Source organism: Methanosarcina sp. (genome assembly GCF_049706645.1).
Lineage (GTDB): Archaea > Halobacteriota > Methanosarcinia > Methanosarcinales > Methanosarcinaceae > Methanosarcina.
This window is the reverse complement of record NZ_JBNAKP010000001.1, coordinates 1-24,224: the sequence shown is the minus strand read 5'-3', so window position 1 is coordinate 24,224 and position 24,224 is coordinate 1. Positions and strand designations below refer to the sequence as shown.

Genomic DNA, 24,224 nt, shown 5'->3' with positions numbered 1-24,224 from the left:
ACTGATCTGTAATTCATTATTTAAGCAAAAAATATACTCTCAGCAATATCCACAACTCTGTTGCCTGACTAAATCCAATTTAAGGCCCTAAAAGAAGCGCATCTGGTTGAGAAAGTTGTGTAACTCTTTTTATTTTTTGACTTCAAAACTTCAGTTCTTTCCTTTCTAAGTAAAATATCCATATAAAGGGCGTCTATTTAGTAAACTAAATTTTTGGATTCAGCTTTTTAATGAAAATAGGAAGACCTGTAATTTATTATGCTTATATTATTATTAGCTGGATTATTTGATTTTTAAAATTCCAGAATCCCTATCAATTTCTTTGCCCATTTCAATTTCTTTTTCTTGATCGGGTTTACATCGTTATCTTCAAAATCAAAACCTGCCAGCCTAATTTTTTTAGCTCCAAAATCCCTGGCTATAAAAAAGCATCGGTCTCCGTCACTGAAACCTCCGAAATTATACACCCTATCGAAAGGCTTTGCCTGTGTAGTTGCAATAAAGCGCTTAAAACGGGGCGCATACTTTTCTAGCTTATCAATATTATCCCCGTGGGCATGGATCAGGACTATTGAGCCCTTTTCACAGGCAAGGATCTCTTTTTCAATATCAGCCTCGGAATTACCGTCAAGATCGGTGCATATGACCTCAGGCACAACGCCCATATCCATAAGGACTGCGGCTGCTCCGTCGGCTGCAATTACCGTAAAATCCGAAAAATTGATTTCCGAAAGGTCATCCCTGAGCTTAGGAGCATTTCCGCACACCAGAACAGGCTTTCCGGAAACTAAGGCTTTAAGTTCGGATGGACTGACAGTATTTTCTTCTGTCAGCATGTGGGAAAGGAATAGAGCTGCCTCTTCATCACCTGCTCGGTCGAATCCGAAATCTTCAAGTATTCGTTCATAAATCGGTTCCCAGGCAGCAAAATCCATACCAAAACTTCCTTTCCCATTTTTAATTGAGTTCTAAATTTTCTCTGATTTTCAACCCTTTTAGAGTTTACTTCTTTGCGATACCCATCTTCATGGCAATGCCTTCGACATCCCAATCCTTTACAAGAGCTCCGGAAACATCGACATCACTGCCAAGGTCAAGGATCTCGGCTCTTACTTCTTCTGCGACCAGGTCCTTGAGGGTTTCAACAAGCTTCAAAACCCTTTCATCTTCGATTCGGACAGAAGCCCGGATATTTTCATCCACTACCAGGTCAAGTTCCTTCCGCATATCCTGAAGCCTGCGAATGACTTCCCTTGCATACCCTTCAGCTTCCAGTTCGGGAGTCAGGTTCGCATCCACATAGACAAGCCCGGCATCGGATTCTGCACTTGCGGTACCTTCGGGCAGGGTCTCTTTGAAATTTGCCATGCCAGGAGTTACTGTGACAGTTGTTCCGTCTGCAAGGGAGAGTTCAAACTCGCCGGCCTCGGCAAAGGCTTTTTTCAGGGCAAAGCCGTCAAGCTTCTGCAGGGCAGGGATGACTTTTCCTGCGTCCTTCTTGAAAACAGGGCCTATTTTGCCCGGATCAGGGATCACTTCAAGCCCGAGCTCATCCCAGCTCTCAGCGACGCGCGTCAGCACAATCGCCTTGGAATTGGTCTGGTCCATAAGGACTGAGCTTAAGCTCTCGACAGCCTTTGCTGCACCCTCGCTTTCAGGCGAGACAATTATTCGGGATACAGGCCACCTGAGCTTTCTTCCTGCTTTCTGGCGGGCGTTTGAGGCGGCTTCTACAATAGAACGCACGGTATTCATGGCCGCTTCGAGATCCGGATCAAGATAGGCTTCATTGACCGTCGGCCAGTCGCTCATATGAACCGATTCCAATGCATTCGGGTCTACGTTTCGGATCAGGTTCTGATACATTTCTTCAGCCAGGTATGGCATAAAAGGAGAGATCAGTTTTGTAAGGGTTACGTAGATTTCATAAAGCACGCAATAAGCTGCAAGCTTGTCAGGGTCGTCGGCTTCGGTCCAGGTTCTTGGACGGATAAGCTGGATATACCAGCGGGAGAGGTCTTCCAGAGTAAATTCCAGGATCTCGCGCATGGCTTTATGCAGGAGGTACCCGCTCATTGCTTCGTCTACGGCTTTGACAACGGACTGAACTCTTGAAAGAATCCATCTGTCCTCTTCCCTGAGCGCGTCTTTTACGGAATCCAGGCTAACTTTCAGCGGATCAAAATTGTCGAGAGCCATATACGGCAAAGGGAACCTGAAAACGTTCCAGAGAATATTGATTGAGCGGTGGATGGTCTCCACCTCTTCCAGATTGAATTTCAGGTCTTCCCAGGGCGCACTTGAAGAAAGCACATAGGCGCGCAGGGTGTCAGCCCCATATCTGTCGATAATATCAAGTGGGGAAACGACGTTTCCAAGGCTCTTGGACATTTTCTTTCCGCCTGCATCAAGCGTAAAGCCGTGCATGAGCACACTCTTATACGGAGCTCGTCCGAAACCCACCATGCTTGCTCCGAGCTGGGAATAAAACCAGCCGCGTGTCTGATCATGCCCCTCGGTAATAAAGTCTGCAGGCCACCATTCATCAAATTGCTCCGTGGTCTGCGGGAACTTCAGGGTAGCCCAGGAGGCGACAGCCGAATCAAACCAGACATCAAAAACGTCTTCAACGCGCTTCTTCTCTCCGCCGCATTCACAGGGAATAGTGACTTTATCCACATAGGGGCGGTGAAGTTCGATATCTCCGCCTGATCCGGACTTTTCCAGCAGTTCAGCTTTGGTCCCTATTACCTCAAGCTTACCACATTTCCTGCATTTCCAGACCGGGATCGGAATTCCCCAGTAGCGCTGCCTGGAGATGCACCAATCCCTGGCACCTTCTACCCAGGTTCTGAAACGGGCTGAACCTGCCCATTCAGGGTACCAGTCTACGGCATCGATTTCCTCAAGCATTTTCTCCTTGATCTCGGTGACTTTGAGGAACCACTGTTCGGTTGCCAGATAAATAATAGGCGTTTTGCAGCGCCAGCAGTGCCCGTACCTGTGCGTGATTGTCCCTTCTGCGAGCAGCCTGTTGCGTTCCCTGAGATCTTCAACTACAATAGGGTTTGCTTCCCTGACATTCTTGCCTGCATATTCCCCGGCTTCCTCGGTATAGGAACCGTTCGGCCCCACAGGGCAAAGAATTGGGAGTTTGTACTTTACACCAAGGTTGAAGTCGTCCATACCATGCCCCGGAGCAATGTGCACACAGCCCGTATTTTCCACGGTTACGAAATCGGCAAGATAAACCCCATGCTTTATCCTGTTCTGCACAGGCACAAGATCCCAGACAGGGCTTTCATACTCAAGCTTTGTGAGTTCTTCTCCTAGCATGGTCTCAAGCACTTCGTAGTCGACATACCTGCCCTGCTTAAGGACATTCTTGATCAGCTCTGTGGCTGTAATCAAGATTTCTTCAGAACCGTCCTGCCTGATTGCCCTGAATTTCGAGTATTCAAAATCCGGATGTACGGCTACAGCCACGTTTGCAGGAATCGTCCAGGGGGTTGTTGTCCAGATAACTATGAAGGTATTTTCCTCACCTTTGATCTTAAATTTCACATAGATCGAAGGGTCGGTCCTCTCGGCATATTCAACCTCGGAGTCCGCAATTGCAGTCTCACAGCGCGGGCACCAGTTGACTGAGCGCTTGCCCACTTCCAGGAGGTCTTTGTCATTGGCCTGCTTGAGGGTCCACCAGGCAGCCTCGATATAATCATCTTTTAAAGTCATGTAGGGGTCTTCCCACTGCAGCCAGACCCCGAGCCTCTGGAACTGCCCGGTCATTGCCTGTTTCTGGGTAATGGCGAATTCCTTGCATTTTTCAATAAAATTCTCTACCCCAAAGCTCTCAATGTCCTTTTTGGATTTGAAACCGAGCACGCCTTCGACTTTAACCTCGATTGGCAGGCCGTGCATGTCCCAGCCAGGGCGCTCGAGGATATTACGGTTATTCATGGAATAATAGCGAAGAATAGAGTCTTTAATGATCTTGTTCCAGGCAGTCCCCAGGTGGATATGTCCGGTCGTATATGGGGGTCCGTCAACAAAAAAAAGCCTTTTTCCGGTCTTGCGGTGCTCCCGAGTTTTTCGATAAGCATCGCTATCTTCCCAGAGCTGCGTTACCTTTTTTTCGATTTGCTCTGCGTTATACTTGGCAGTGATTTCTTTTATCATATAGGGGTCTCCCTGAAGAAAGATTAGCTGAAGTGAAAGTGCGATCAGTGCGGTCAGTGCGGTCCTATCCTGCAGCTGCCCGACGAGTATTAGTAATGAATTTCTAACCGGTGGACTGTTGGAAAACTTTACTACCGGCCGCTTATATATTAAACTTCAAATAAGTATTTAACGAACACAATATCCGTACTCGGGAAAGAAAACCTTTGCCTGTCCTGAAAGAAACGGATCTTCCGCACGCCAATCATTTTATTCAGTAATTGCGGTACTTGATTTAAGCTTTATTGTAACGCAGGCAGAAAAACGTTATTCTGTTTCTTTCCGTTGCCTTATTAATGATGCTTAAGGACTAATTGCCCGAATTGTCACCCGAGTTCTGTCTCGCCCGAGTTCCGCTTCGGGAGCACAGGAAATTGAAGATTTTCGGGGAGTTGCACTGCAAGTGCAACAGCACGGAGCCGTTTCGCTCACTTTGTTTGCTCAAGAGGGGTAATTTATGTCTAAAGACAGTGAACTTTGAAGTTAATAGGCAGATGAGGATAAGAACAGGTTAATTCTAGGAAAAAAAGGAGAGGATTTTCTCCTGATTTAAAGCTTAACTATAGAAGCAACCGGTACAAAAGGAACCTGGGCCCGAAGCCCTGGTGAAGTAATTTATTATTTTTTCAGCGTTCTCCACATGGCAGCGATTTTCTCTATCTCTATATGGGTATAGCCTTCTTCTTTTATAGTCCATTTAAGGCTGAGGACTCCATCATTACACTCTGCGGCAATTCCCCTGTATGTGGTATTCCCTCCAATATCAATTTCGACTTCTTTACCCAGATAATACTTTTCAATGAACTCCTGCTTCATTATTTTCAACTCCCGATTTTTACTTTTCCGGATGAATCCCGGAGAAACAATTTTCAGGATATAGTTAGTTTCAGGAACTATATTATATTTAAAAAAACAGGGTTTCTGAACTCAGTTTCTTTATCCGGAAGTTAAAGGGTGCGGCTATTAAAGTTTATTTTAAAATGATCCGAAAACCTGATCCGAAAACCGGAAAATCGGCTGAGGCAACAATTCAAAGTCCCCAAAGTCCCGAGCTTCGTCTTTTTTCTCTTAAAAGCTTGGCTCAGAGCCCTAAAGCTTTCCTACTTGCTCAGAGCTCTAAATATTCCGCCTTTTAGCTCAAAAATTCGGCTCAGGTTCATTAAACCCGGTTTTAGGCTCCAGGGCAGAGGCATCAAAAAAAGGAATATCTGCATCTGGAAACCAGGCTTCAAGGAAGCTCAAGAGATGGTATTTCAGGAAAACGGCAAGGGGTACATTAAGGAAAAGCAGGGCTCCCAGGATCAGAGCCAGTTCTATAACGATAAAGGGTATAAGGAGTATCCAGAGAAGGGGTTCCGATACCAGGGACGAAAATAGGAAGTACAGAACCGCGTCAAAGATAAGGAAAGCGAGCCCTAAAACCAGCATCACCAGCACAAAGAAGAAAATTGCAAGAATGGCCACTCCTATCCCGAGCAAGAACCTGATAAACCAGTAAACAACAACTTCCTGCCAGCTTTTTCTGAAATTTCGATAGACCATGCGGAAAGCCGGAAGAATTCCTTTATCCCGGTAGATGGAAACCGGAATTGCAAGGCTTAAAAGGGAATTTATTGCAGCTGCGAGCAGGAACAGCACGCTAATTATTCCTGCAACCCATAAAATTCCTCCAAGCCGGGCAGGCCAGGTAAAGTCTGAGGAACTTTCGAGGATAGCGGGGATAAGGGGAAGAAGGGCTATTCCGAAGAGTGCCAGAAATCCCAGCCCAAGGGCTAGACGCACCAGTAAAAGGTAAAATCCCTTTTCCATAAACCTCCGTGAATAAGCCCAGAATTTCACTTCGTTTCTTACAAGGGACTCTACAAAAACAAATTCCATGACACTGGAAATATACGAGAAAATCAAAGCTAAGAGAAAAATAAAAACTATTGCTGCTATTATAACTGCCGAGAGAGATACAGACTGGATATAACTGATCCCAAGCTCCTCCGCGCCAAAAGGAAATACAGGTATCTGGCCAGGCTCAATAACCGGAAAATTATCTTCTAAATCTTCCGACCCCATCCTGTAATTGGTCGAACCTCCGTAATTCGAGACAACTCCGCCTAACAGAAAAATGATAATTGCGAGTTTTGCCCATTTCCAGAAATCAAAAGGTTCAAAAAGAGCTTTTCTTGTCCTTGAGAGAGCTCTGTCTGCTGCATCTATTCCGTACCAGCTCATGATATAGAATTTTACTCAGATGATAAATAGTTATCCAGAGAATACGATTTGAGATTTTCAAAAAATTTAAGCGTGTTCAAACATCAAAATTTATTTGTCAAGTTAATTATTTCCAGAAGCTTCATGATCTTCTCAGGTCCCGTGGGACTACTTTTCGGGTTTCTCGCTTTGTCCAGGACCAGTGTTGGGTCATGTTGCTTTAGCAGCGGTTAGAACTGCAAGACCGGGACAGCGCTTCAAAGCCTTAGACGACTTCAAGCCTCTCCTTAATACCACCTGGTGCAAAGAAAGAAATCATAAAGAAACTCTACAAAGCGGCGTATGTACCAGCTTTTCAGTTTCGCCACCATCGGGTGCGTTCTTTGCTCACGCTCGTCCCTAGTAAGAGATACCCGGTTTACCGCCTGACTCCAGGGTAGGGATCGTGTGTTGCGTCTCTGATAGAAATGAACTAAAAAGAATCACTACTTTCGCGGAATAAAAGAGACAGATAAAGATAGGTTAGCGGGCCCGCCGCGATTCGAACACGAGTCAATGGGTATCTTCGTAATAATCTTACTTCGAAGCCCATTAGGATATCCTGGCTACCCCACGAGCCCGCGGTGCAGCACTATTGATAGAAGCTATCCATATTAAACTTTTCTCTCAAAATTAAGGCCGCAGGAAATAGAAGCCGGGAGAGAAACAGGATAGAAGGAAGATAGAAGTTAAAGAAAGAGAGCATAAAGAACAGAAGAGACAGAAGAGATTGGAGGGAATTAAAGAAGATGAAAGAAGGTAGAAAGTAAAGTTTTGATCTTAAACACCCTAAACTGGAAGAGATTATCCTGAAACTTCCGTATAAACTGTTCCAACTGGACAAGGATAACAGAAGAGTAAATAAAAATATATAGTACGTCTGACAGAATAACAGTGTCCATTAAATAAGAGAGTTGAACAGATAATATTTCATAAAAAGTAATATCAAACTAATGAAAACAGAATGGAAAAAGATTTTCCGGACTGGTCAGATAGACGGGATTAAGGCCAAACCATAAGGCTGACAGGGCCTTATCCATAAAGTGGAATTACATAGAAAATATTTTTTCTCTTTATATGCAGTTTCGAAATACCAGGGTCAGTTGGAAACTGCTCTAACAATTTCAAGCTAATGATCTTATATAACTTCATAGTGCGGGAAGCTATAAAGATAGAATACAGAACGAAAGAGGGTCTAAAAAAATGGAGAGGGTTTCGACAGGCATAGGGGAGCTGGACAGGAAGCTTATTGGGGGTTATCCTGTAAATAAAGTAACACTTATAACAGGTATAGCAGGTAGTGGGAAAACAATCTTCGGGATCCATTTCATTTATAAAAATTGTCTTGAAGGCAAGAAATGTATGATAATCGCAACTGAGGAAACTCCTGAGGATATTCTCTACCAGGCAAGCCTGCTGGGGCGCGACCTCAAACCTTTTCTGGAGAGCGGACAGCTCATTATAGAAAAAGTCTTTGAGAACCGTTCGCAGATGATAGGTCAGACCAGATACGGATTCAAGCCTGAAAGTCTGGATATCGAAATTCCCAGTCTTATAGAATTAATACAGGAGGGAACGGAATGCCTCGTTATAGATAACATAGGCACCTTTGCTCTCAAAATCTCTATAAAGAAGTTGAGGGATCAGTTTGACGCATTGAATTACCTGGTGAGAAAAAGAGGCTGCACTGCTCTTTTAATTATGGACGAATCTGCACACAATATAACCCACCAGCTCGCTGAATATTCGGTTTATGGGACGATCCGCCTGCTTGTAAGAGAAAATTCTTATCTTGGAAAAATGGAGCGCTACCTGAGCATACCAAAAATGCGCAGCACTCCTATTTCTCCTGAAATGTCTATTTTTGAAATCACATCCGAAGGGATTAAAATTCATGAGTCTGGGGGAGGAAACCTTGCAGAATAAAAATAGCAGACCAAAAATCCTCATCGTCGACGATATGCCTGAGAATGTAGAGCTTATGGAAGCCTACCTTTCAATGGAACCCTATGAAGTTAGTACTGCCAGTAGCGGAAAAGAAGCTATCCAGAAATTAAAGGAAGAGAAACTCGATATGATTCTCCTGGATGTGATGATGCCTGAGATCAGCGGCTATGATGTTTGCAAAATTATCAAAAACGATCCCGAAACTCAGTTCATTCCGGTTTTGATGCTTACGGCTCTTTCCGAACTTCAAGACCGGATAAAGGGAATTGAAGTCGGCGCTGATGACTTCCTTACAAAACCCATAAACAGGCTTGAGCTCAGGACCAGAGTAAAGTCTCTACTCAGGGTAAAATGCCTGCATGATCGGCTGATGGCTGACCGCGACAACCTTGAGATAAAAAACCGGATACAGAATATCCTTACTGCAATCATTCCCACTTTGCTCCAGGTTGTTTCCAATGAGGAAAAGAAAGTCATAATTAACCAGATGACAGGCATGGTCGAAAAAACGCTGCTTGAGCTGTATCACCTTGAAAACAGGAAGATGGATTTCTCTTATGCAGGCGAGATCTGTGCCGAAATTATGAACCAGCTGGGTGGAAACTTTTCTTCAGAAAGGGGTCAAGGAGAAAGTTCCTGGATAGTAAGGGGGACAAAATGTCCCTGGAGAGGAGAAGAAGCCCGCAAAAATCCTATTTTGTGCACTTTGACCAGGAAAATTCTCTCAAATGTAACTTTTAAAGTGGATCCTGATTTCAGTGTTGAAGCGCTGAAGACTATAGGGAACAGGAATGATTGCTGTGAGTTTCTTATAAAGGGAGTGTAAGACCTAATTTTACTCAGGCTTCTTAAACCTGCTTTTTCCAGAAGCATCAGATTGAAAAACGACCAGATCCCTAAAGCAGGTTATTTCATGCCTTTATAGACATTGATGCCTCCTCTATTACTCTGTTTATTTCTTTCGCATTAACTAATTCGTGCTTCTAATAAACGTTCATGCCTATTAACAGTTCATTTTATGCTTGTTAATAGCTAATTTATGCTTATTTGTTAACAGTTAATTTTATGCTTGTTAACAGTTAATTTTATGCTTGTTAATAGTTCATTTTATGCTCGTAATTATTCTCATTCCTTCAGGGGTAATATCAAATAGAGAATACTTGACAGGGACAGCTTTATCCCTCATTTTTTCAATGTAAAGATATTTTTTTGTCTTTCCAGAGCTGAAATTCTCCTGTGAGGTGAGCCGGATCAGCCCGAAGACCATATAGCCGGTAAGCCTGTGGGTAAGGTTGTAAGAATCCTCATCCATGATAAAAAGGCTTGTACATCCATTCTTTAGAAGTATAATACTTATAGAACTGAATTCATCGGCAAACTCTTTTATATCGTGACTTATAGCCATTACCCCTATATTGTCGATAACCATGACATCAACTTGTGAAGATATGGAACTGAGGTACTCGATTATATCCGTGTCCACAGCACAGAGCCCTTTTCCGAATTTGGAAGCGCTTTTGATTTTGTTCATTTTGTCTTCAAAGATATTCTTAATACTGAGCTGTCCGCTCTCCAGAAAAGGTTTGAGGTCAAGGTTAAGGCTTCGGGACTGACTGAGGATATCTTCCGTAAGTTCTCTTGTAAGGATCAGTATGCATTTCTTGCCTTTCTTGCAGCTCCTGTACAGGAAATGAATGCTGAGAATAGTTTTCCCGGCACCGGGAGGGCCCGTAACCAGAATACTTTTTCCTTTAGGGTAACCTCCATCCATTAGCGTATCCAACCCTTCTATCCCTGTAGACAAACTCTCCATATTATCACATCTTAAACGCAGGTAAGTTTCTGATTTATTATAATATGTCTTAAGTGATATACTCTTCCCCAAATAGTTAGATAAGTTTTAAAATGGAGTTAGTAAGCTTTAAACAAGAGCTAAATAAGCTTTAAACAAGAGCTAAATAAGTTTTGAAAACAGAATTGAGTAAGTTAGAAGTAAAGAATTAAACAAATTTAAAAACAGGTCCCTTTAATTAGTGTACCTTTTCTTAAACTCTGAAATCTGCTTGCTGCTTCCCACAACTGCAACGGTATCTCCTGCCCTTATTGTTGTTTGCTTTTTAATTGCCGTTATGACGAGCTTTCCGCGTTCGATGCCTATTATAGTACACCCGATCTGCCCTTCGAGATCAAGTTCTTCTACTGACCTACCATCAAGGAAAGAACTCCTGTCAACACGGTATTTTTCGATTTCTATGCCCTCGTAGAGCATTATATCCTCATCGATTCTACAGCTTTTTCCCATGCAGTTTGCAGTCATTTTGGCAAGCATCTGGCCAGCTACTATGGAAAGGGAACCTACATAATCCGCTCCTGCCTTGTAGATCTTGTCAATGGATTTTACGGAGTTTGCCCTTGCCACAATGGTAAGTTCCGGATTCAGGCTTCTGGAAATAAGAGTTGCGAAAATAACATTGGTATCATCATTAAGAGCCACAAATTCAAAAGAAGCTGTTTTTACTCCGGCTGCAAGCAATACGTCTTCATCCGCCCCATTCCCAACCAGATGCTCGAAGTCGACATTCTCAAATACCTTGTCATTAGAATCCACAACTACAAAACGAAAAGGGCCTCCAGAGAGTATATCTACTATGCTTTTTCCGACATCTCCATATCCCAGTACGACCAGATGTCCTTTTGACTCCATTTTTGACCCCGAATCCTCTGAATTGCACTTATCAAGTTCAGTTCAAGTTTTCATTCCTATTCCTGAATTTTACCTTCTTCTACTTGCCCATACGGATAAAATTTATTGTATATATCAAATTATCGGATTCGTCTGTTAATTTCCTTCTCGTCTGTTAATTTCCTTCACTTTTGAATACTGGATTAATATGTCAATTTATTTAGTTATGATACCGGATTAATGTGTAAGTTTCTTCAGTTTTGAAAGCTCCTCACGGGTTCCTACAGCCAGCAAAACAGAGTTCTCCCTGACAATATCTTCTTCCTTGGGATCAAAGGAAAGGGTTCCGCTTTTCCAGGTTCCTACAATCTTTGCACCCGTGAGCTGCTGGCTGGAAATTTCTTTAAGCGTCTTGCCTATAAGAGGGCTTTTGAGGTAAACAGGAAACTCAACAATATGGATCCCTTCAAAAACCTCAGTAGCCCCCGTAACCCGGCTTACAAGCCTGTCCATTGCCTTTTTTCCGATAAACTGCCCGAACATCGATTTGGGAGAGACAACCGTATCAGCTCCTGCATATTTGAGGTATTTCGAGTTCGATCGATCCTCAACAATGGCAATAATGTTTATATGCTGAAATTCCCTGGCCGTCAAAACAATATTCGCGTTTCTTTCATCCGATTTATTTGCAATAAGCAGTTTGGCTTTCTCTATACCAGCGTTCTTAAGGGTTTGCTTATCACTCGGAGATCCGAAAATGCAGGGAATGTTTTTATAAACAAGTTCCCTGATGAGTTCTTCTTCGTCTTCTACTACTACGAAAAGCATATCCTGTTCGGTCAACTCGTCTATAAGGGTCTCAACCAGTTGATTGTATCCGCAGATAATTATGTGATCTTTCATGCCTGAAGAGACCCTTCTTGGCAGCCTGAACTTGATAACCCTGTCCATCCAGGGGGTAACAATATAAGTTACAAGAAAACCCGAAATCAAAATTATGCCAAGAACCTGTACGATTATAGTAAAAAGCCTTCCTGCCAGGGAAGTAAAGACCACGTCGCCGTACCCAACCGTCGCAACGGTGGTTGTGGCCCAGTAGATAGCGGTAATAAGATTTGCATTTTCGGGCTGGTTCTCAAGGATCATGAGATACTCGAAAGTCAGGACATATATAACAAACAGGAGCATAGCCGCTATTTTGTATGCAATATGGGGATGCCTGCGGAGTGCTTTCCGAACCCCTGTTATGAAACCGACTCTCTTTCTCCCTGAAGTAAACATTTTTGAAGTCCTGCCTGAGTTTCCCTGATAAAGATTGAACTGAAACGTCTTATAGCTATTACTGATAGATCTATATATCTCCAGTTTAACAGAATAATTTTTTGGAAAAATAATATTACGCAGGATAATTTTTTACAGAACAATTTCTATAGACCGATTTCTACAGAATAATTTTACCAGAACAATTTCCTCGGGATTAAATGTGGGGGAATAAGGAATAAAGATAAAGATAAAGATAAAAAATAAAAAGGGAAAGGAAATTGAGGAAACCGACCTTAATAAAAAAACCGGAAAAGGAAGTAAAAACCCAAAGCCTTATGGTTTTTGTGAAGGCCAGGGTTTAATCGGAAATTTCGAAGTCAGTCAAATCCATTGTCCTATGAAAGGCCCGAATATCATGAAAATAAACGAGAACAGGATCAACATCGAAAAGCTCGCTGTGATAGAGTTTGAGATCTTTTCCGAGACTGAGTCGTTCCTTGTAAGCCGGTATATAAAGGAATAGGTATAGTCCTTAAATACATGCCCTCCGTCCAGAGGCACAGCAGGTAAACAGTTGAACAGTCCGACATAAAAGTTCAGCCAGCCAACCCAGAGAAGGGTATTTGCAATCCAGAAGATCCCTATTCCCAGAGGTTCTGCCCAGCCCACAGGCTGATAAAACTGCATGATGGTACCTGAGAAGCCCCGGAATCCCTCACCTGCAAATCCGTAGATAGGAAGTCCGAAAAGAATAATCCAGCCTGCAGGCACGGTTAGCAGGGATGGAATTTGTTTGAGGGCGTCAAGATACACTTTTGCCTGCGGCATCCATATTGAAACCCCGAACATAGGGAATTCCGCAACTCCGTTATTCCCATAAATGACTCCGAGGAAACCTCGATCATTTTCCGGAGAATTGGAAGACAGCTGCACATCGAAAACTACAGTGCCGTTTTCAGTGAGGTTGCCTGTATAGTTTTCAGGAGGGAGCAGCTCTACCTTTACGGTCTGGTTTGCCTGAGTGGTTTCCATAAAGCTTACGAAAGTTGCAATGTTCTGCATTTCCGTATTATTGATCCTGACCATTGTCATTCCGGTTTCAATTCCTGCATCATCTGCAGGACTTTCCGGGACAACACCTCCTACAAGCACTCCGCCAATGTAGTCCGGAGGGACGGAAACAACCTTTAAATCATGCATGGAGACAGTATCGTTTTTTTCAGCATAGATACGGACAGTGTCTCCGGGACTGGTTGTTTCGAGATAGGTTAGCAGATCTACGGCTGTTGTGATATCCGTATCATTAATCTGTGTTATTATCATACCTTCCTCTAGCCCTGCTAGGTCAGCCGGAGAACTTTCACTTACGTTTAAGACCATGGCATCACTTAAAGGTGCAATTGCCCCGAGTACAGGCCCGAAGAAGAGCAGGAAAGCGATAAAAGCAACAGTGAAATTGGCCATAACGCCTGCTGCAAGAATCCGGGCTCTCTGAGTCCTTGTAGCGCCTATTACAGGGCCGGAATCCGCCTCTTTAGGCTTTGATTCTTCAGGCCTCAACTCCTCAGTGTCTCGCCCTATTTTCTCTCCCTTTTCCCATTCCTCGATTTCCTCAATCGTGGCTGTCAGAGGAAGTTCTCTTTCCGCTTTTTCCTTCGTCCCGAAAAGCTGTTCATCATCAGGCTCTGCAAAACCTCCGACAGGAACCAGAGCAAACAGGATACCCATTGATTTGACCCTGATGCCTTCAACTCTGCAAAGTATCGCATGCGAGAATTCGTGCACGACAAGCGTGACTATGAGCGCAATAACTCCCCAGGTAAAAGGAATGAATTCGTTTACTCCCGGGATAAGCAGGATATTTCTCGGAGCATTGTATTTTCCCGGCTCCGGTACGTTTCCATTAAGGAAAGAAGTATACAGCGCAAGGTCCGAGAGAGCTATGACCAGGAACATTGCAATCATGCCTGCGAACATCAGCAGGATCCCGAGATTTGCAAAGCTCCTCCAGTAAAGCTTCGGGCGGGCCAGAACATCCAGCAGTTTAAGCCCTTTTGTTGTTCTGATCATGAGGATGGGAAGCGGCCCGAATGTGCTTATGTTATACTTCTCCAGAATCCCCTTTCTATCAAGAAAGGAGATAAGGAACCAGTACATTAAAAAAATACCCAGTACAATGCTTGTGCCACTCAAGGAAATTCTCCGAAACTATTAAGCCTAACCGATTGTGAATTAAGCTTAACCGATTGTGAATTAAGCTCAACCAGTTATGAATTAAGCTTAGACAATTACTGATTAAGTTGAGTCAGTTATAAATCAAGTTTAGCCTCTTATTGATTTAGCTGAACCGGCTATTAATTAAGCTAAATGAATATGAATTTTGAATTAGCTTAAGTCTATAGCTGTTGAGAGCATATATCTATAATTTTAATATGGTTGATATAAAACTCTGCGTCTGCGCCAATTAATTCATCATGTTGAGCTTTAGTGCTCCATATGATATAAAAATGTTATAGTATGCCTTACTATTTTAAATCGATACATATTGCCATTCCTTTTTCAAAAGGCTCCTATCTGGAAAAAGGTACATAGTAATACATAGTAATACATCATAATTATATAAAAACGTATATGGAAGTTTATATAAAACGGTTATACAAACTTATGTGAAATGATTGTATGAGCTTATGTGAAATGATCGTATAAGTTTATGTGAAATGGCTGTGGAAGCATGAACCGGCCGCCCTGAAAGCCAATTCTACGGCTAAAGGCGATATTTAGGATCAGAAGCGATAAATTCTGTGGCCAGAGGCGGTAGATAACTATAGCAAGAGGCGATAGATACTAGTTACATAGGAATAATGTGCTTTACATTATATTGTTCGCGATATCAGGTTTCCGTGAGGTTTCTGCCCATGCTTGGAATTGTATATATTACTGCCGGAAATATGGAGAATGCGTCGCAGATCGCAAGAGAACTGGTTTCCAGGAGACTTGCAGCCTGCGTGAATATGTTTCCCGTCTCTTCGGTCTACCGATGGAATGAAAAGCTCGAAGAAGACAACGAGATCGCTTTGTTTGTAAAAACCGATTCTTCACGCTTTGAAGAAATTACAAGGCTTGTAAAGTCATTACACACGTATGAAATGCCTGCAATAGAATTCTGGGGAATTGAAGGAGAACGGGAGTACCTTGACTGGGTTCACGTTAACAGTTCAGGAGAAGGGGCCTGAAAATCAGGCGGGCTTAAAGTGTTAAGCAGGAAGGCTTAAATAGAAAAATTTAAAGCCGAAAAATCCGAAGTTGAAAATTCTGAGCCCAAAATTCTGAGCCGAAAAAAATAATTAAAAACTTAATAGTATTTCAAGATCTCCCGAATTTAAATTTTTAATTTAAGTTTTTACAGGAAAGATTATTACTTACAGAATTAACATAACTTCAGGATAGCTTACTTACAGGATTAGCTTTATATGCTAGTTCTATCGTTACCTTATTGGATTCCGGAAAAAGCGGAGTAACCAAGCGGTCAACAGTGGTAGGTTCAAGATATATCCGGAAGACGGGATAATATTTAGACAAAACAGATAACTCGACAACAGGCGGGAGTAACCAAGCGGTCAACGGTGGTAGACTCAAGATCTATTCGCGCAGGCGTTCAGGGGTTCGAATCCCTTCTCCCGCACTAAACTTATTAGAATTTTCTATTTTCGCTTATTTCTCATTTTCTCTTGATTTACTAATTTTGTTTTCGTTTCTTGTGAGTTACGGCAAGAAGTCAGATTAAAGGTAGCCCGCTAGATAAAGAGTTAACTTCTTATTAAAAATAAAGAGATGTTTTTATTTGAAAGTAAGTTTCAATGTATCCTCTATAGAGGAGGCTCTCTCTTCAGAATAATTCTCTTCGTTTAGATTGAGATTGTCTAACACTGCAACTTCTATGGCTGCATTTGTCCTATTCAGATGGCTAAAGCATGATTCCAGAAGTGCCTTCAAATTTGCACAGGCTTCTGGATTAGTTACATCACATATTTTCCCTCCGTTTGGGTGTAACGTCGAATATACTCCAGCAGCGTTAAAATTTAGAAGAGCTGCCCCCCACTCCTTTCTAGCATCTACAAATCTAGAAGAAGCAGTATATTCGCTATTCTCGTCCATGGCTTTTTGTATCTTGCTGTCAAAGCTTGCGAGAGTTGTATAACTAAGATTTTTAAAATCAGTTTTTATTCTTGGCAAATAGGCGTTTAATAATGATGAGGATCTATGAAAATGTCGTAACCATTCTTGATCCTGATTTACAGTATGTGAAATTTTATTGATCAGCTTTCTAAGCTCATTTCTATCAATTAACTCAATACCGTTCGCTTTAGCCAATTGTTTGGCACAATCAGTAAAATAATTATTTGTAACTACCATGCCTTGAGTGCATTTGTACAAACCTTTTGCAGCTACAACTTCCTGTACTGCACCATTTGAGACTTTACTTGAATACCTTTTGACCTGAACAGCAGTTCTTATTCCCTCGTTTGATGTTAAAACAAGGTCTGCACTCCTGATCACCTGATAACGGGGTATGATGTACTGAATATTCTAAGCTTTCAAAAACCTGCTTCATATACTTTTCGAATTTAAATCCATCCATTTCATCTATTTCAGCGAATGTGTATTGTGCTGTTTTTACTGTACTTTTTCTACTAATCTGTATCCTGGACCTTCTTTATATTTTGCTGGGCGTGCTGCAAGTGTATTTCCTACTCTGTATGCTGGTATTTCGTCATATTTTTTGTTTTTAGATAATGTGTACTCTACCGGTGGTACTAAAACATTATTTGACTGGTCTAGAGGTTTTTTTGCTACAACCCCCCACAATAACAACGTCGAAACCAGAAGAAATAAAATAGCATGCCCAGATCCTAAAAGTAGAATATCAATTATGAGCCAACAGATGAAAGCGGGAAACGACATTTTTCTCTTTTTTTTCAATTCTGTTTCAATTGGCTTATCAAACTGCACTGGTATTTTATCACTCATGTCCCCCAGTCCTAAAAATTTGTTACCAACTCGTATTAAGATATTTCAATAGAGGACTCTTCACTATTATTGTTGGGTTCCATTATTCTAGACTCATATATTTAATTTTATATGTAATATCTTAATAACTTAAACCTGTATTACAGTCTTAAACTTTCTCATTTTACTCAAAGTTTTATAAAATTGGTTTATCTTTATGGTGAAAAGGTTAGTTATTTCAGAAGCAAAGATATGCATAGGTTTTACCCGAAGACATATGCATTTTCTCAGTTTCTCTTCTATTGCGATTTTACAGAACCTGTGTTACACTCCGACCGGATTGATAAGACAAATGATTTACTCTTTTTTAAAAGCGTTCTCCAATCTGGAAAGCCTTTACTGTTTTTAGCCTGATATACTGCAAGGCCTGACAGATACATGCCTTCTATTTTAACACAAAAGGGATAACATTTTACTGCAGGTCCTCACGGATCCGGAGGGAATCCAACCAGGTGAAAGAGAAAAAAGGAAGCAAGAGAAAGAATACAAAAAGGAAAGAAAGAATCGATTATTTAACCACTCTATAAAGAGGTTCTCCTAACTTTTCTTTTCCATTTTCATCTAGCTCTCGGATTGTGTACTCTGTGACTATCAAATCAAATTTTTGGTCCGGATCATCCGCGAAATTCCGGATATCATGAATTTCTAAATCAATTGGAGTGGGTTCGTCATCTTTGATTTTTACTAAAATTTCTTCGTAGTTGTTGAGCTCTGCTAATTTTTCAAGTGCTTCAATTATTGACATTTTCATGCTTTTATTCCTCCGTTTCTTCTTCTCCATGGACTATAATTGTAACATCCTTTCCCTTATTCGGAATTCCCACAGAATAGGGAGCCCCTACAGAATCAACCAGGCAAGAAAACGCCAGGTCTTCCGGGAAGATCTCCACAGAAGAGCCTGAGAATTCTTCCAGGTCCCTGAAGCTCCGGACCTTCTCCAGCCCTTCTATCTGCTTGTGTCCTATAATCACTGTGCATGCCTTCCCCGCGTTCCCGGCTCCGACTCCCGCAGGGATACCCCGAGCATTAACGGACCTGAAAAATATTCTATCCGATGGGTGCAGCTGCATAGTCAGTTTTCTTTGTCGTGCTGGCCAGGGTTCAGCTTTACCTGGTCTATTAGGTGCTCGTTCAGTCATTCGTATACCTCGTTTTGCCACATCTCATATAATCGCCTTTTCTCCACCGCATCACGGGCAATCCTTAATAGTTTTTCCTGCTGGCATGCATCAACCAGAGACGGATCTATGGAGTTTATCCCGCCTTCGGAAAGGGAATACCCGAGAGAAAAAGCGTTTTCTTCCAGCATTCGCCGCATGCGTTCAGAAGAGGGAAAGGCAGCCATGACAGCCGCCTTGAATTCTTCGGAGTATTGTAGGGTTCGCGCCTTTTATCTTTCATCCATGCCTCAAAATTTAGGAGTTGACCGAAATAATTTTTACTTCCCGGTTTTCCTTGGTAAACTCGTTTATCCTTTTCTGTTCAAGGGTAAGGCTTCCAGCCCTTGATTTAGCTTCCCAGGTTTCGCCTTCGTCCCTGGTAATCAGTACATGTGTGTAAGTTCTATCAGTTGATCTCTTAAAAGTCTGCCCATTGTATGTCGCTGTTAGTTTAGCCATGTTCTACACCGTCTTTTCTATCTACATTGAGCGCAACAAAGATAGTTTCGAAAAGGCAAAAATTTAGAATTTAGAGAGGTAGTCAGTCTCGTATTCCTCTCTGAAGTTTGCACATGTTCTCAATATGCTGCTTTGCCCTGGCTGTTTATCCTCATCATGCTAGGGGTCGATAGTTCATAGGTGAACCCATATTCTTTTTTGTAGTGATCCATTCCAGCCCGGAGCCATTCATTAAAGCTCATTGGTTCCGGCTTTTTCATTGGTCTGCCATATTTTCTATATTCCCATGCTTTCTGAGTTGCTTTAATTCTTGCGAGTTCTCTTGTGTATCCTGTTGCGCTCATTATTTTACCTCTATTTACTTTATAAGCAGTAAAGTTTATATACTTTACTTGTAAAAATAAAAACGATAATAAGAGAATGTGAGATTTAGAGCCTTTTAGAGAGGTTTTTTAGAGTACTGGATAAACGAATACTACTAGAAGAGAGAGGGATATGAGAATAGAGGACCTTACAAGAGAAGTAAGCAGGCTTGATATGTTCGCCCATTACTTCAAGAATGTAGAGGTTAAGCAGATAGAAGCGCTTGGAGAAAAAAAGCAATTTTGGAAATGTTGGTGACATGAGAAGAAAATAATTTCATGATCAACTATCAATCATTCTTTTCTACGTCCTACAACCAGAATCAATCCAATTATGCAAGCCAACGGCAAAGCAATCGAAGGAAATTCAGGAATTTCACCAGGCCTGTAAATTGTTATAGATTTTTCAGCACTCGCTACAAGATTTCCAGCAGCATCAGAGACTTCTAGATGAAAATGAGGTAGACATTCATGCTCGTATGGAATATTGATCTGCAAAGTTGCAGGAAATGATGCCATCCCATTATCATCTATTGTTGTTTGTCCATAGAGACAATAGTTAGTATAATACAATTGTCCTCCCGGAGGTGGATTAGTAACGTGAACTATAATAGTAAAATAAGAGTAATATAACCCTGTTCTTTGAAAAACATATCTCGGATGCTCTGGATCTGTGGTTATACTATCAATTATAGTCTGTTCTGCACTTGCAATATTCACTGCCGTTACTAGCAACAGAACTGTTATTCCTAAAACTCTAATAAGTGAATGTTCTCTGTGTGTTCTATTGGGGTCCTTCTTTTTCGTGTCAAATTCCCTCCGTTTAACTCCAATGTTTAAAATAAATTAAACATTTCTATTTTATTCAGACAATTATAATATTAAGTAAATTGCAATTTGTCAAATAAATAATCTCGAAGAAGCCCACAAAGAAAAATATTTAGAGATAATTGAGAAGGACAGCCAGAGAGAAGATAACCTTAAACACACCTATAATAATTATCTCCTGCAGGTTCAAACATTGATTAATCAGAAGGTCATTAAAGTGCCCGGGGAAAAAAAAAGCCTTTCTGGAAGTTTTCGTAATGAAACTTCCTTATATATCCACAAATAGAAGATGAAAAAAGGTTACTCAGTGACACCTGATCTCATTTTAGTCTAATTTTATGTTTTCTTACATTTTTATTTCTAAATAGTGGAGAAATTATATTCTTAACTGCTATTGATATCATCATAAGAAACGAGAATCCTCCAAGTAACCCTGGTATTCCTAAAGTATAAGCCATTAATAAAGCAGTTTCAATTAGCCACGCAACCTGCTTAATTGAATCCGAAGGGTACTTTATTATAATAAAAAATAAAATGTTAGTTAAAATCAAATTGAGAAATAAACCCCGATCAAAATACCGCTTTTTCAAATTAAGATAGTCAAAATCAAATTTAGTATACATATATGCAAATATTAAAGCCACAACCGCCTGCCCATAATAATTAGACATGAGTTTTGAAAATTCAGTATAATCAGCATCAGAAGGCATAAAATCCTTTATCGTTGTAGCAAATATCAGGTATATTGTTATATTCAAAATGATAATTTCATCAAGATTTAACTTCTTCATATCATATAGACAGTTAGTAAGATATTAGACTTTTCTATAGTGGTAAATATAATCAACGTGGCGATTTAGAGAAATTGTAACAGGATCATATATTTAGATAATTGGCAACCTTTGCCCTTCTCTAATCCTTGAAAGTCGTTCTAATATTTCCATTCTTACTTCTTCCGCTTCTTCTTCGGTGTACTGCTTAGAAGGACAATAAAAATTAATTGTCTGCGCCTGTTTCTCAGCTGATAATAAAAGGAATTCCTAAGCCTTTAGGCTTAAGCCTCTTGTATCATCTACCACAAGCCGGAAAGGATCTCCACAAAAATACTATTTTTTAGTACAAATTTAGAAAACATCGGGAAATTCCTTTCGATGGTCGTTGAGAGAATTACTCCAATTAAGATTTTTTGTAGGCTAACCTGGTATCATTTCTGGTTAGAAGATTAAAAGCCAGACTTCTATCACCAGCCTCTTGTTGTGTTTTGCTGTAGACATTTCAACGTGTTTTATATATTCCTCTAAATCTGTTATAACTTCATGTGGCACCCCACAAAGCATTAGAGACTCTTTTCCCGTTATTACAAAAGGATGAATCTCTACAGGCTTTTTTCTTTGTGAAGCACTATTGACAATGTTTTGATAATAAATGGCGCACACCTGACTGCTGTATGCAATGGGGCATTTCAGGGCAATCCTGCCCTACATATCAACTCTTCACCCCACCAGAAGACGGTCTGAAATCCTCCAATTTCTGAAAACACTTTTTTAGGAACTGTTACTGAACAGGTACTGAATAGTTCACGCTCGGATGCGGTTTTTTTCAGGCATACTTTAAAATAATTTAATAGTAACCCTTCGTCCGGAATAAGCTTCCTTAATTCTTCATCTTTATCCATCAACACATTATCAGTTAACTCAGTTTTCAGTGAAGTTACATACATGCCTGCATCCGATAACTTTCCCGAAGCCTTAAAATCGTTTCAAGATAATCTGGTATCCATTCGTCATCCGCATCCAGAAAAGCTATAAGTTCGGATTTAGCTTCATCAATTCCTCTGTTGCACGCGATTGAAACGCCTGAATTCTCCTGACTAATTAATCGAATTCTAGGGTCACTGAAACTTTTAACTTCCTGTAAACTTTTATCTGTTGATCTATCATTAATAACAATCATTTCGAAATCCTGAACTGTTTGATTCAGAACAGATCTTAACGCTCTTTTAACATGTGGCTCTTTATTATAGACAGGAATTACAACTGAAACTATAAACATGCCCCCATAGATTACACTCCAATTAACAATCCCTTCTCCCGCACTAAACTTATTAGAATTTTCTATTTTCGCTTATTTCTCGTTTTCTCTTGATTTACTAATTTTGTTTTCGTTTCTTGTGAGTTACGGCAAGAAGTCAGATTAAAGGCGACAGACTTAATATCCGTTACGAAAGTATTCGTGGGTTCGAATCCGATTCGTCACACAAATCTTTATAAAAGTATTATCGTAAATAGGAAAGGTAACGAGACATTGATTTTAGACGGATATCCCGCCAGGCCTGCACAGATCCGCAGATGAACAGTAGGACAAAAAGGAAAGAAAAAAGTAATTACTGTTTTATTCTTCCTGGTCTTCTTCTGTGCTTTCTCTCCCATACCAAATATCCGCCATTTCTATAAGTTCCATTACTCGATTTTCAAGTAATTTTTGATGATAATCATCTAGGGATTCGGTGTTATACGTCCGGTAGATATCTCCAGCTTGAATTGTTATAAGCACGGTTTAAGCCTCCTGGTCCTCTTCATCACAAATACACTTAATTGCCTCGTCTACACTGAGATTGTTCTCCATTGCAATTATGGCAACTTCTAGAGCTTTGCGCCATTGATCTTCGGTTAGGTGCCATGTTTTCATATCGGTTTCGTCTGCGTCTCCTGCAAGAGCTGCTTTAAGCTCTTTTAAGCTGTTCTGATCACAGCAAGCTTCTGCAAAGTTTTTTACATTATCCACAGGTTCACCTTCACTAAGCTCTACATAATCTTTCACAACATACTCACAGGCTGAGGAAGGACAGGACCAGCCGGATTTAACAAAACGCTGTTTACCATCCACTAATTCCCGTGTATAAGTTCGTTTCAGATATTCGCCACACTTCGGGCAGATTTCTTTTATCGTTTTTACTCCCTTCTGTCCTTGCCTTCGTTTTCTTTCAGTCATTTATTAACCTCTTTTAATATCCACTCCGGTATTTGTTGCCCTTTGTGAGATTCTTCTATGTGCTGTTTTAACTTCTCGTATCTAGTGAACGCCTCTTTACAATATGGGCATATTATATTTTTATGATACCTCATCTCTGTACCTTCATTTAACATTCAGAGCACAACTTAAGACGTTTTCGAAAAAACAAGAATTGAACTTATAGAGGTTTTCCTCTCTGTATTCTTTCGCAAAATCTGCAACCGTTCGAAGTAAGGCATTTTGCCCAGGCCTCTTAATTCGGATTAGTCCAGGGGTCAGGAGTTCAAAAGTAAAACCCTGCTCTTTTTGGCATTTCTCGATTCTCTGCTTGAGCCATTCTTTGAATTACACAGGAGTCGATCTTTGTGTCGGTCTTCCGTAGTGTCTGTATTCCCATGCTTTTTGAGTCGCTTTAATCCTTGCCAGTTCTCTTGTGTAGATCATCTGTAGCGCTCCTTATATCTTACTTTATAGTATACTATTTAGTAAATAGCATATAAGTTTATGCTTTATAGTAAACTATGAAGTAAAACTGTAATAAAATTGCTATCAAGAGACTGAACAATTATAAGCCCATCTAAGACGCTTTAAAAATACCCCCAGACTATAAATTCGTTATACCCTTAAGGAAAAATTGTATCGAGAGCCCGAGAATAAGCCTATACTTTAACCTGAGAGTTTAGCCCTTTAAATCACACAAGTTAACCAAGAAAAATAATCAATAGCGTAAAAAACCTTTTCAAATATTGAAAATGAGTCGTAAGAAGCCATAAACTATGGCTATTCCAATAACAATAAAAAGCATCATCTCATATATTTTTTTTAATTCCCTGGCTTCATCATGTCCTGTTTGGATCCATTCTTTATTTGTAACTATTCAGGGTATAGTTAGCGGCGCTCCTTTGAGCGCCGCAAGAATACCCTCTATAACAGGCAAACTATTCTTTCTGATTGTAGAAATGTATGCTCTAATTCTGCAGAAAG

General features: G+C 40.8%; 26 protein-coding genes and 2 tRNA genes. 6 read left to right on the top strand and 22 right to left on the bottom strand.

Going from position 1 to position 24,224, the window contains the following annotated elements:
• Positions 1-293 precede the first annotated feature (293 nt).
• The 5 genes from ACPK8D_RS00140 to ACPK8D_RS00120 all read right to left on the bottom strand — a co-directional run bounded on the left by ACPK8D_RS00140 (position 294) and on the right by ACPK8D_RS00120 (position 7,040).
• On the bottom strand, positions 294-935 hold the full coding sequence (locus ACPK8D_RS00140; RefSeq protein ID WP_424715814.1) for a 6-hydroxymethylpterin diphosphokinase MptE-like protein: 642 nt from the start codon (positions 933-935) through the stop codon (positions 294-296).
• 67 nt (positions 936-1,002) lie between these two features.
• Positions 1,003-4,179 (bottom strand): isoleucine--tRNA ligase, encoded by a 3,177-nt coding sequence (ileS, locus tag ACPK8D_RS00135; protein ID WP_424715813.1) that lies wholly within the window; start codon positions 4,177-4,179, stop codon positions 1,003-1,005.
• Between the two features lie 657 nt (positions 4,180-4,836).
• The gene (locus ACPK8D_RS00130) at positions 4,837-5,034 is read right to left on the bottom strand and encodes an MM0924 family protein (protein WP_424715812.1); all 198 of its coding nucleotides are present in this window, start codon (positions 5,032-5,034) and stop codon (positions 4,837-4,839) included.
• Between the two features lie 321 nt (positions 5,035-5,355).
• Positions 5,356-6,441 carry a DUF7544 domain-containing protein gene (locus ACPK8D_RS00125; RefSeq protein WP_424715811.1) on the bottom strand — a complete coding sequence of 362 codons (1,086 nt, stop codon included), beginning with the start codon at positions 6,439-6,441 and terminating at the stop codon, positions 5,356-5,358.
• 505 nt (positions 6,442-6,946) lie between these two features.
• Positions 6,947-7,040, bottom strand: a tRNA-Arg gene (locus ACPK8D_RS00120).
• Positions 7,041-7,662: 622 nt separating this feature from the next.
• Between ACPK8D_RS00120 and ACPK8D_RS00115 the strand changes: the two genes are divergently transcribed.
• Positions 7,663-8,385: an ATPase domain-containing protein gene (locus tag ACPK8D_RS00115; protein WP_424715810.1), complete on the top strand. Its 723-nt coding sequence runs from the start codon at positions 7,663-7,665 to the stop codon at positions 8,383-8,385.
• Positions 8,375-9,232, top strand: coding sequence for a response regulator (locus ACPK8D_RS00110; protein WP_424715809.1), 858 nt, complete (start codon positions 8,375-8,377; stop codon positions 9,230-9,232). The genes ACPK8D_RS00115 and ACPK8D_RS00110 overlap by 11 nt, the downstream gene beginning before the upstream one ends.
• Positions 9,233-9,508: 276 nt before the next feature.
• Here the strand turns inward: ACPK8D_RS00110 and ACPK8D_RS00105 are convergent, their stop codons facing one another.
• The 4 genes from ACPK8D_RS00105 to ACPK8D_RS00090 form a co-directional block, all read right to left on the bottom strand.
• Positions 9,509-10,219 (bottom strand): RAD55 family ATPase, encoded by a 711-nt coding sequence (locus ACPK8D_RS00105; protein ID WP_424715808.1) that lies wholly within the window; start codon positions 10,217-10,219, stop codon positions 9,509-9,511.
• Positions 10,220-10,432: 213 nt separating this feature from the next.
• Positions 10,433-11,110 (bottom strand): potassium channel family protein, encoded by a 678-nt coding sequence (locus ACPK8D_RS00100; RefSeq protein WP_424715807.1) that lies wholly within the window; start codon positions 11,108-11,110, stop codon positions 10,433-10,435.
• 216 nt (positions 11,111-11,326) lie between these two features.
• Entirely contained in the window at positions 11,327-12,370 is a 1,044-nt protein-coding gene (locus ACPK8D_RS00095) for a potassium channel family protein (RefSeq protein WP_424715806.1), read from the bottom strand.
• Between the two features lie 363 nt (positions 12,371-12,733).
• Complete coding sequence (locus ACPK8D_RS00090; protein ID WP_424715805.1) at positions 12,734-14,545, bottom strand: site-2 protease family protein; 1,812 nt, start codon at positions 14,543-14,545, stop codon at positions 12,734-12,736.
• A gap of 722 nt (positions 14,546-15,267) precedes the next feature.
• Between ACPK8D_RS00090 and cutA the strand changes: the two genes are divergently transcribed.
• A complete protein-coding gene (gene cutA, locus ACPK8D_RS00085) occupies positions 15,268-15,585 on the top strand; it encodes a divalent-cation tolerance protein CutA (RefSeq protein ID WP_424715804.1) in 318 nt (105 codons plus the stop codon).
• Between the two features lie 366 nt (positions 15,586-15,951).
• Positions 15,952-16,034: transfer RNA gene (locus ACPK8D_RS00080), tRNA-Leu, on the top strand.
• 155 nt (positions 16,035-16,189) lie between these two features.
• On the opposite strand, the gene ACPK8D_RS00075 is transcribed toward ACPK8D_RS00080, so the two are convergent.
• The 7 genes from ACPK8D_RS00075 to ACPK8D_RS00045 form a co-directional block, all read right to left on the bottom strand.
• Complete coding sequence (locus ACPK8D_RS00075; RefSeq protein WP_424715803.1) at positions 16,190-16,909, bottom strand: restriction endonuclease; 720 nt, start codon at positions 16,907-16,909, stop codon at positions 16,190-16,192.
• Positions 16,910-17,026: 117 nt separating this feature from the next.
• Positions 17,027-17,380 (bottom strand): hypothetical protein, encoded by a 354-nt coding sequence (locus tag ACPK8D_RS00070; protein WP_424715802.1) that lies wholly within the window; start codon positions 17,378-17,380, stop codon positions 17,027-17,029.
• Between the two features lie 547 nt (positions 17,381-17,927).
• Positions 17,928-18,170 carry a hypothetical protein gene (locus ACPK8D_RS00065; protein WP_424715801.1) on the bottom strand — a complete coding sequence of 81 codons (243 nt, stop codon included), beginning with the start codon at positions 18,168-18,170 and terminating at the stop codon, positions 17,928-17,930.
• Between the two features lie 4 nt (positions 18,171-18,174).
• Entirely contained in the window at positions 18,175-18,558 is a 384-nt protein-coding gene (locus tag ACPK8D_RS00060) for a hypothetical protein (protein WP_424715800.1), read from the bottom strand.
• Positions 18,555-18,764, bottom strand: a complete 210-nt coding sequence (locus tag ACPK8D_RS00055; RefSeq protein WP_424715799.1) for a hypothetical protein — start codon at positions 18,762-18,764, stop codon at positions 18,555-18,557. Before ACPK8D_RS00055 ends, ACPK8D_RS00060 begins: the two co-directional genes overlap by 4 nt.
• Before the next feature lie 70 nt (positions 18,765-18,834).
• The gene (locus ACPK8D_RS00050) at positions 18,835-19,038 is read right to left on the bottom strand and encodes a hypothetical protein (RefSeq protein ID WP_424715798.1); all 204 of its coding nucleotides are present in this window, start codon (positions 19,036-19,038) and stop codon (positions 18,835-18,837) included.
• Between the two features lie 119 nt (positions 19,039-19,157).
• Complete coding sequence (locus ACPK8D_RS00045) at positions 19,158-19,382, bottom strand: hypothetical protein (RefSeq protein WP_424715797.1); 225 nt, start codon at positions 19,380-19,382, stop codon at positions 19,158-19,160.
• Positions 19,383-19,533: 151 nt separating this feature from the next.
• On the opposite strand from ACPK8D_RS00045, the gene ACPK8D_RS00040 reads away from it, so the two are divergent.
• Positions 19,534-19,659 carry a hypothetical protein gene (locus tag ACPK8D_RS00040; protein ID WP_424715796.1) on the top strand — a complete coding sequence of 42 codons (126 nt, stop codon included), beginning with the start codon at positions 19,534-19,536 and terminating at the stop codon, positions 19,657-19,659.
• Between the two features lie 35 nt (positions 19,660-19,694).
• Here ACPK8D_RS00040 and ACPK8D_RS00035 read toward each other — a convergent pair whose 3' ends face one another.
• The 6 genes from ACPK8D_RS00035 to ACPK8D_RS00010 all read right to left on the bottom strand — a co-directional run bounded on the left by ACPK8D_RS00035 (position 19,695) and on the right by ACPK8D_RS00010 (position 23,219).
• The gene (locus ACPK8D_RS00035) at positions 19,695-20,135 is read right to left on the bottom strand and encodes a PEF-CTERM sorting domain-containing protein (protein ID WP_424715795.1); all 441 of its coding nucleotides are present in this window, start codon (positions 20,133-20,135) and stop codon (positions 19,695-19,697) included.
• A gap of 413 nt (positions 20,136-20,548) precedes the next feature.
• Complete coding sequence (locus ACPK8D_RS00030) at positions 20,549-21,019, bottom strand: hypothetical protein (protein WP_424715794.1); 471 nt, start codon at positions 21,017-21,019, stop codon at positions 20,549-20,551.
• A 671-nt stretch (positions 21,020-21,690) separates the two neighbouring features.
• The gene (locus tag ACPK8D_RS00025; protein WP_424715793.1) at positions 21,691-21,903 is read right to left on the bottom strand and encodes a hypothetical protein; all 213 of its coding nucleotides are present in this window, start codon (positions 21,901-21,903) and stop codon (positions 21,691-21,693) included.
• Positions 21,904-21,938: 35 nt separating this feature from the next.
• Positions 21,939-22,280: a glycosyltransferase family 2 protein gene (locus ACPK8D_RS00020; RefSeq protein WP_424715792.1), complete on the bottom strand. Its 342-nt coding sequence runs from the start codon at positions 22,278-22,280 to the stop codon at positions 21,939-21,941.
• A 339-nt stretch (positions 22,281-22,619) separates the two neighbouring features.
• Complete coding sequence (locus ACPK8D_RS00015; RefSeq protein ID WP_424715791.1) at positions 22,620-22,781, bottom strand: hypothetical protein; 162 nt, start codon at positions 22,779-22,781, stop codon at positions 22,620-22,622.
• Positions 22,782-22,784: 3 nt separating this feature from the next.
• On the bottom strand, positions 22,785-23,219 hold the full coding sequence (locus ACPK8D_RS00010; RefSeq protein ID WP_424715790.1) for a hypothetical protein: 435 nt from the start codon (positions 23,217-23,219) through the stop codon (positions 22,785-22,787).
• 797 nt (positions 23,220-24,016) lie between these two features.
• Here ACPK8D_RS00010 and ACPK8D_RS00005 point away from each other — a divergent pair.
• Positions 24,017-24,224, top strand: a 208-nt coding sequence (locus ACPK8D_RS00005; protein WP_424715868.1) for a hypothetical protein, incomplete at its 3' end; no start/stop codon positions are given.

Bases quoted from the DNA above. Each gene is read 5' to 3' on its own strand.
- ACPK8D_RS00140 (WP_424715814.1), bottom strand. From the start codon at position 935: ATGGATTTTGCTGCCTGGGAACCGATTTATGAACGAATACTTGAAGAT.
- ileS (WP_424715813.1), bottom strand. From the start codon at position 4,179: ATGATAAAAGAAATCACTGCCAAGTATAACGCAGAGCAAATCGAAAAA.
- ACPK8D_RS00130 (WP_424715812.1), bottom strand. From the start codon at position 5,034: ATGAAGCAGGAGTTCATTGAAAAGTATTATCTGGGTAAAGAAGTCGAA.
- ACPK8D_RS00125 (WP_424715811.1), bottom strand. From the start codon at position 6,441: ATGAGCTGGTACGGAATAGATGCAGCAGACAGAGCTCTCTCAAGGACA.
- ACPK8D_RS00115 (WP_424715810.1), top strand. From the start codon at position 7,663: ATGGAGAGGGTTTCGACAGGCATAGGGGAGCTGGACAGGAAGCTTATT.
- ACPK8D_RS00105 (WP_424715808.1), bottom strand. From the start codon at position 10,219: ATGGAGAGTTTGTCTACAGGGATAGAAGGGTTGGATACGCTAATGGAT.
- ACPK8D_RS00100 (WP_424715807.1), bottom strand. From the start codon at position 11,110: ATGGAGTCAAAAGGACATCTGGTCGTACTGGGATATGGAGATGTCGGA.
- ACPK8D_RS00095 (WP_424715806.1), bottom strand. From the start codon at position 12,370: ATGTTTACTTCAGGGAGAAAGAGAGTCGGTTTCATAACAGGGGTTCGG.
- cutA (WP_424715804.1), top strand. From the start codon at position 15,268: ATGCTTGGAATTGTATATATTACTGCCGGAAATATGGAGAATGCGTCG.
- ACPK8D_RS00070 (WP_424715802.1), bottom strand. From the start codon at position 17,380: ATGAGTGATAAAATACCAGTGCAGTTTGATAAGCCAATTGAAACAGAA.
- ACPK8D_RS00065 (WP_424715801.1), bottom strand. From the start codon at position 18,170: ATGAAAATGTCAATAATTGAAGCACTTGAAAAATTAGCAGAGCTCAAC.
- ACPK8D_RS00060 (WP_424715800.1), bottom strand. From the start codon at position 18,558: ATGACTGAACGAGCACCTAATAGACCAGGTAAAGCTGAACCCTGGCCA.
- ACPK8D_RS00055 (WP_424715799.1), bottom strand. From the start codon at position 18,764: ATGGCTGCCTTTCCCTCTTCTGAACGCATGCGGCGAATGCTGGAAGAA.
- ACPK8D_RS00050 (WP_424715798.1), bottom strand. From the start codon at position 19,038: ATGGCTAAACTAACAGCGACATACAATGGGCAGACTTTTAAGAGATCA.
- ACPK8D_RS00045 (WP_424715797.1), bottom strand. From the start codon at position 19,382: ATGAGCGCAACAGGATACACAAGAGAACTCGCAAGAATTAAAGCAACT.
- ACPK8D_RS00040 (WP_424715796.1), top strand. From the start codon at position 19,534: ATGAGAATAGAGGACCTTACAAGAGAAGTAAGCAGGCTTGATATGTTC.
- ACPK8D_RS00030 (WP_424715794.1), bottom strand. From the start codon at position 21,019: ATGAAGAAGTTAAATCTTGATGAAATTATCATTTTGAATATAACAATA.
- ACPK8D_RS00025 (WP_424715793.1), bottom strand. From the start codon at position 21,903: ATGGATAAAGATGAAGAATTAAGGAAGCTTATTCCGGACGAAGGGTTA.
- ACPK8D_RS00020 (WP_424715792.1), bottom strand. From the start codon at position 22,280: ATGTTTATAGTTTCAGTTGTAATTCCTGTCTATAATAAAGAGCCACAT.
- ACPK8D_RS00010 (WP_424715790.1), bottom strand. From the start codon at position 23,219: ATGACTGAAAGAAAACGAAGGCAAGGACAGAAGGGAGTAAAAACGATA.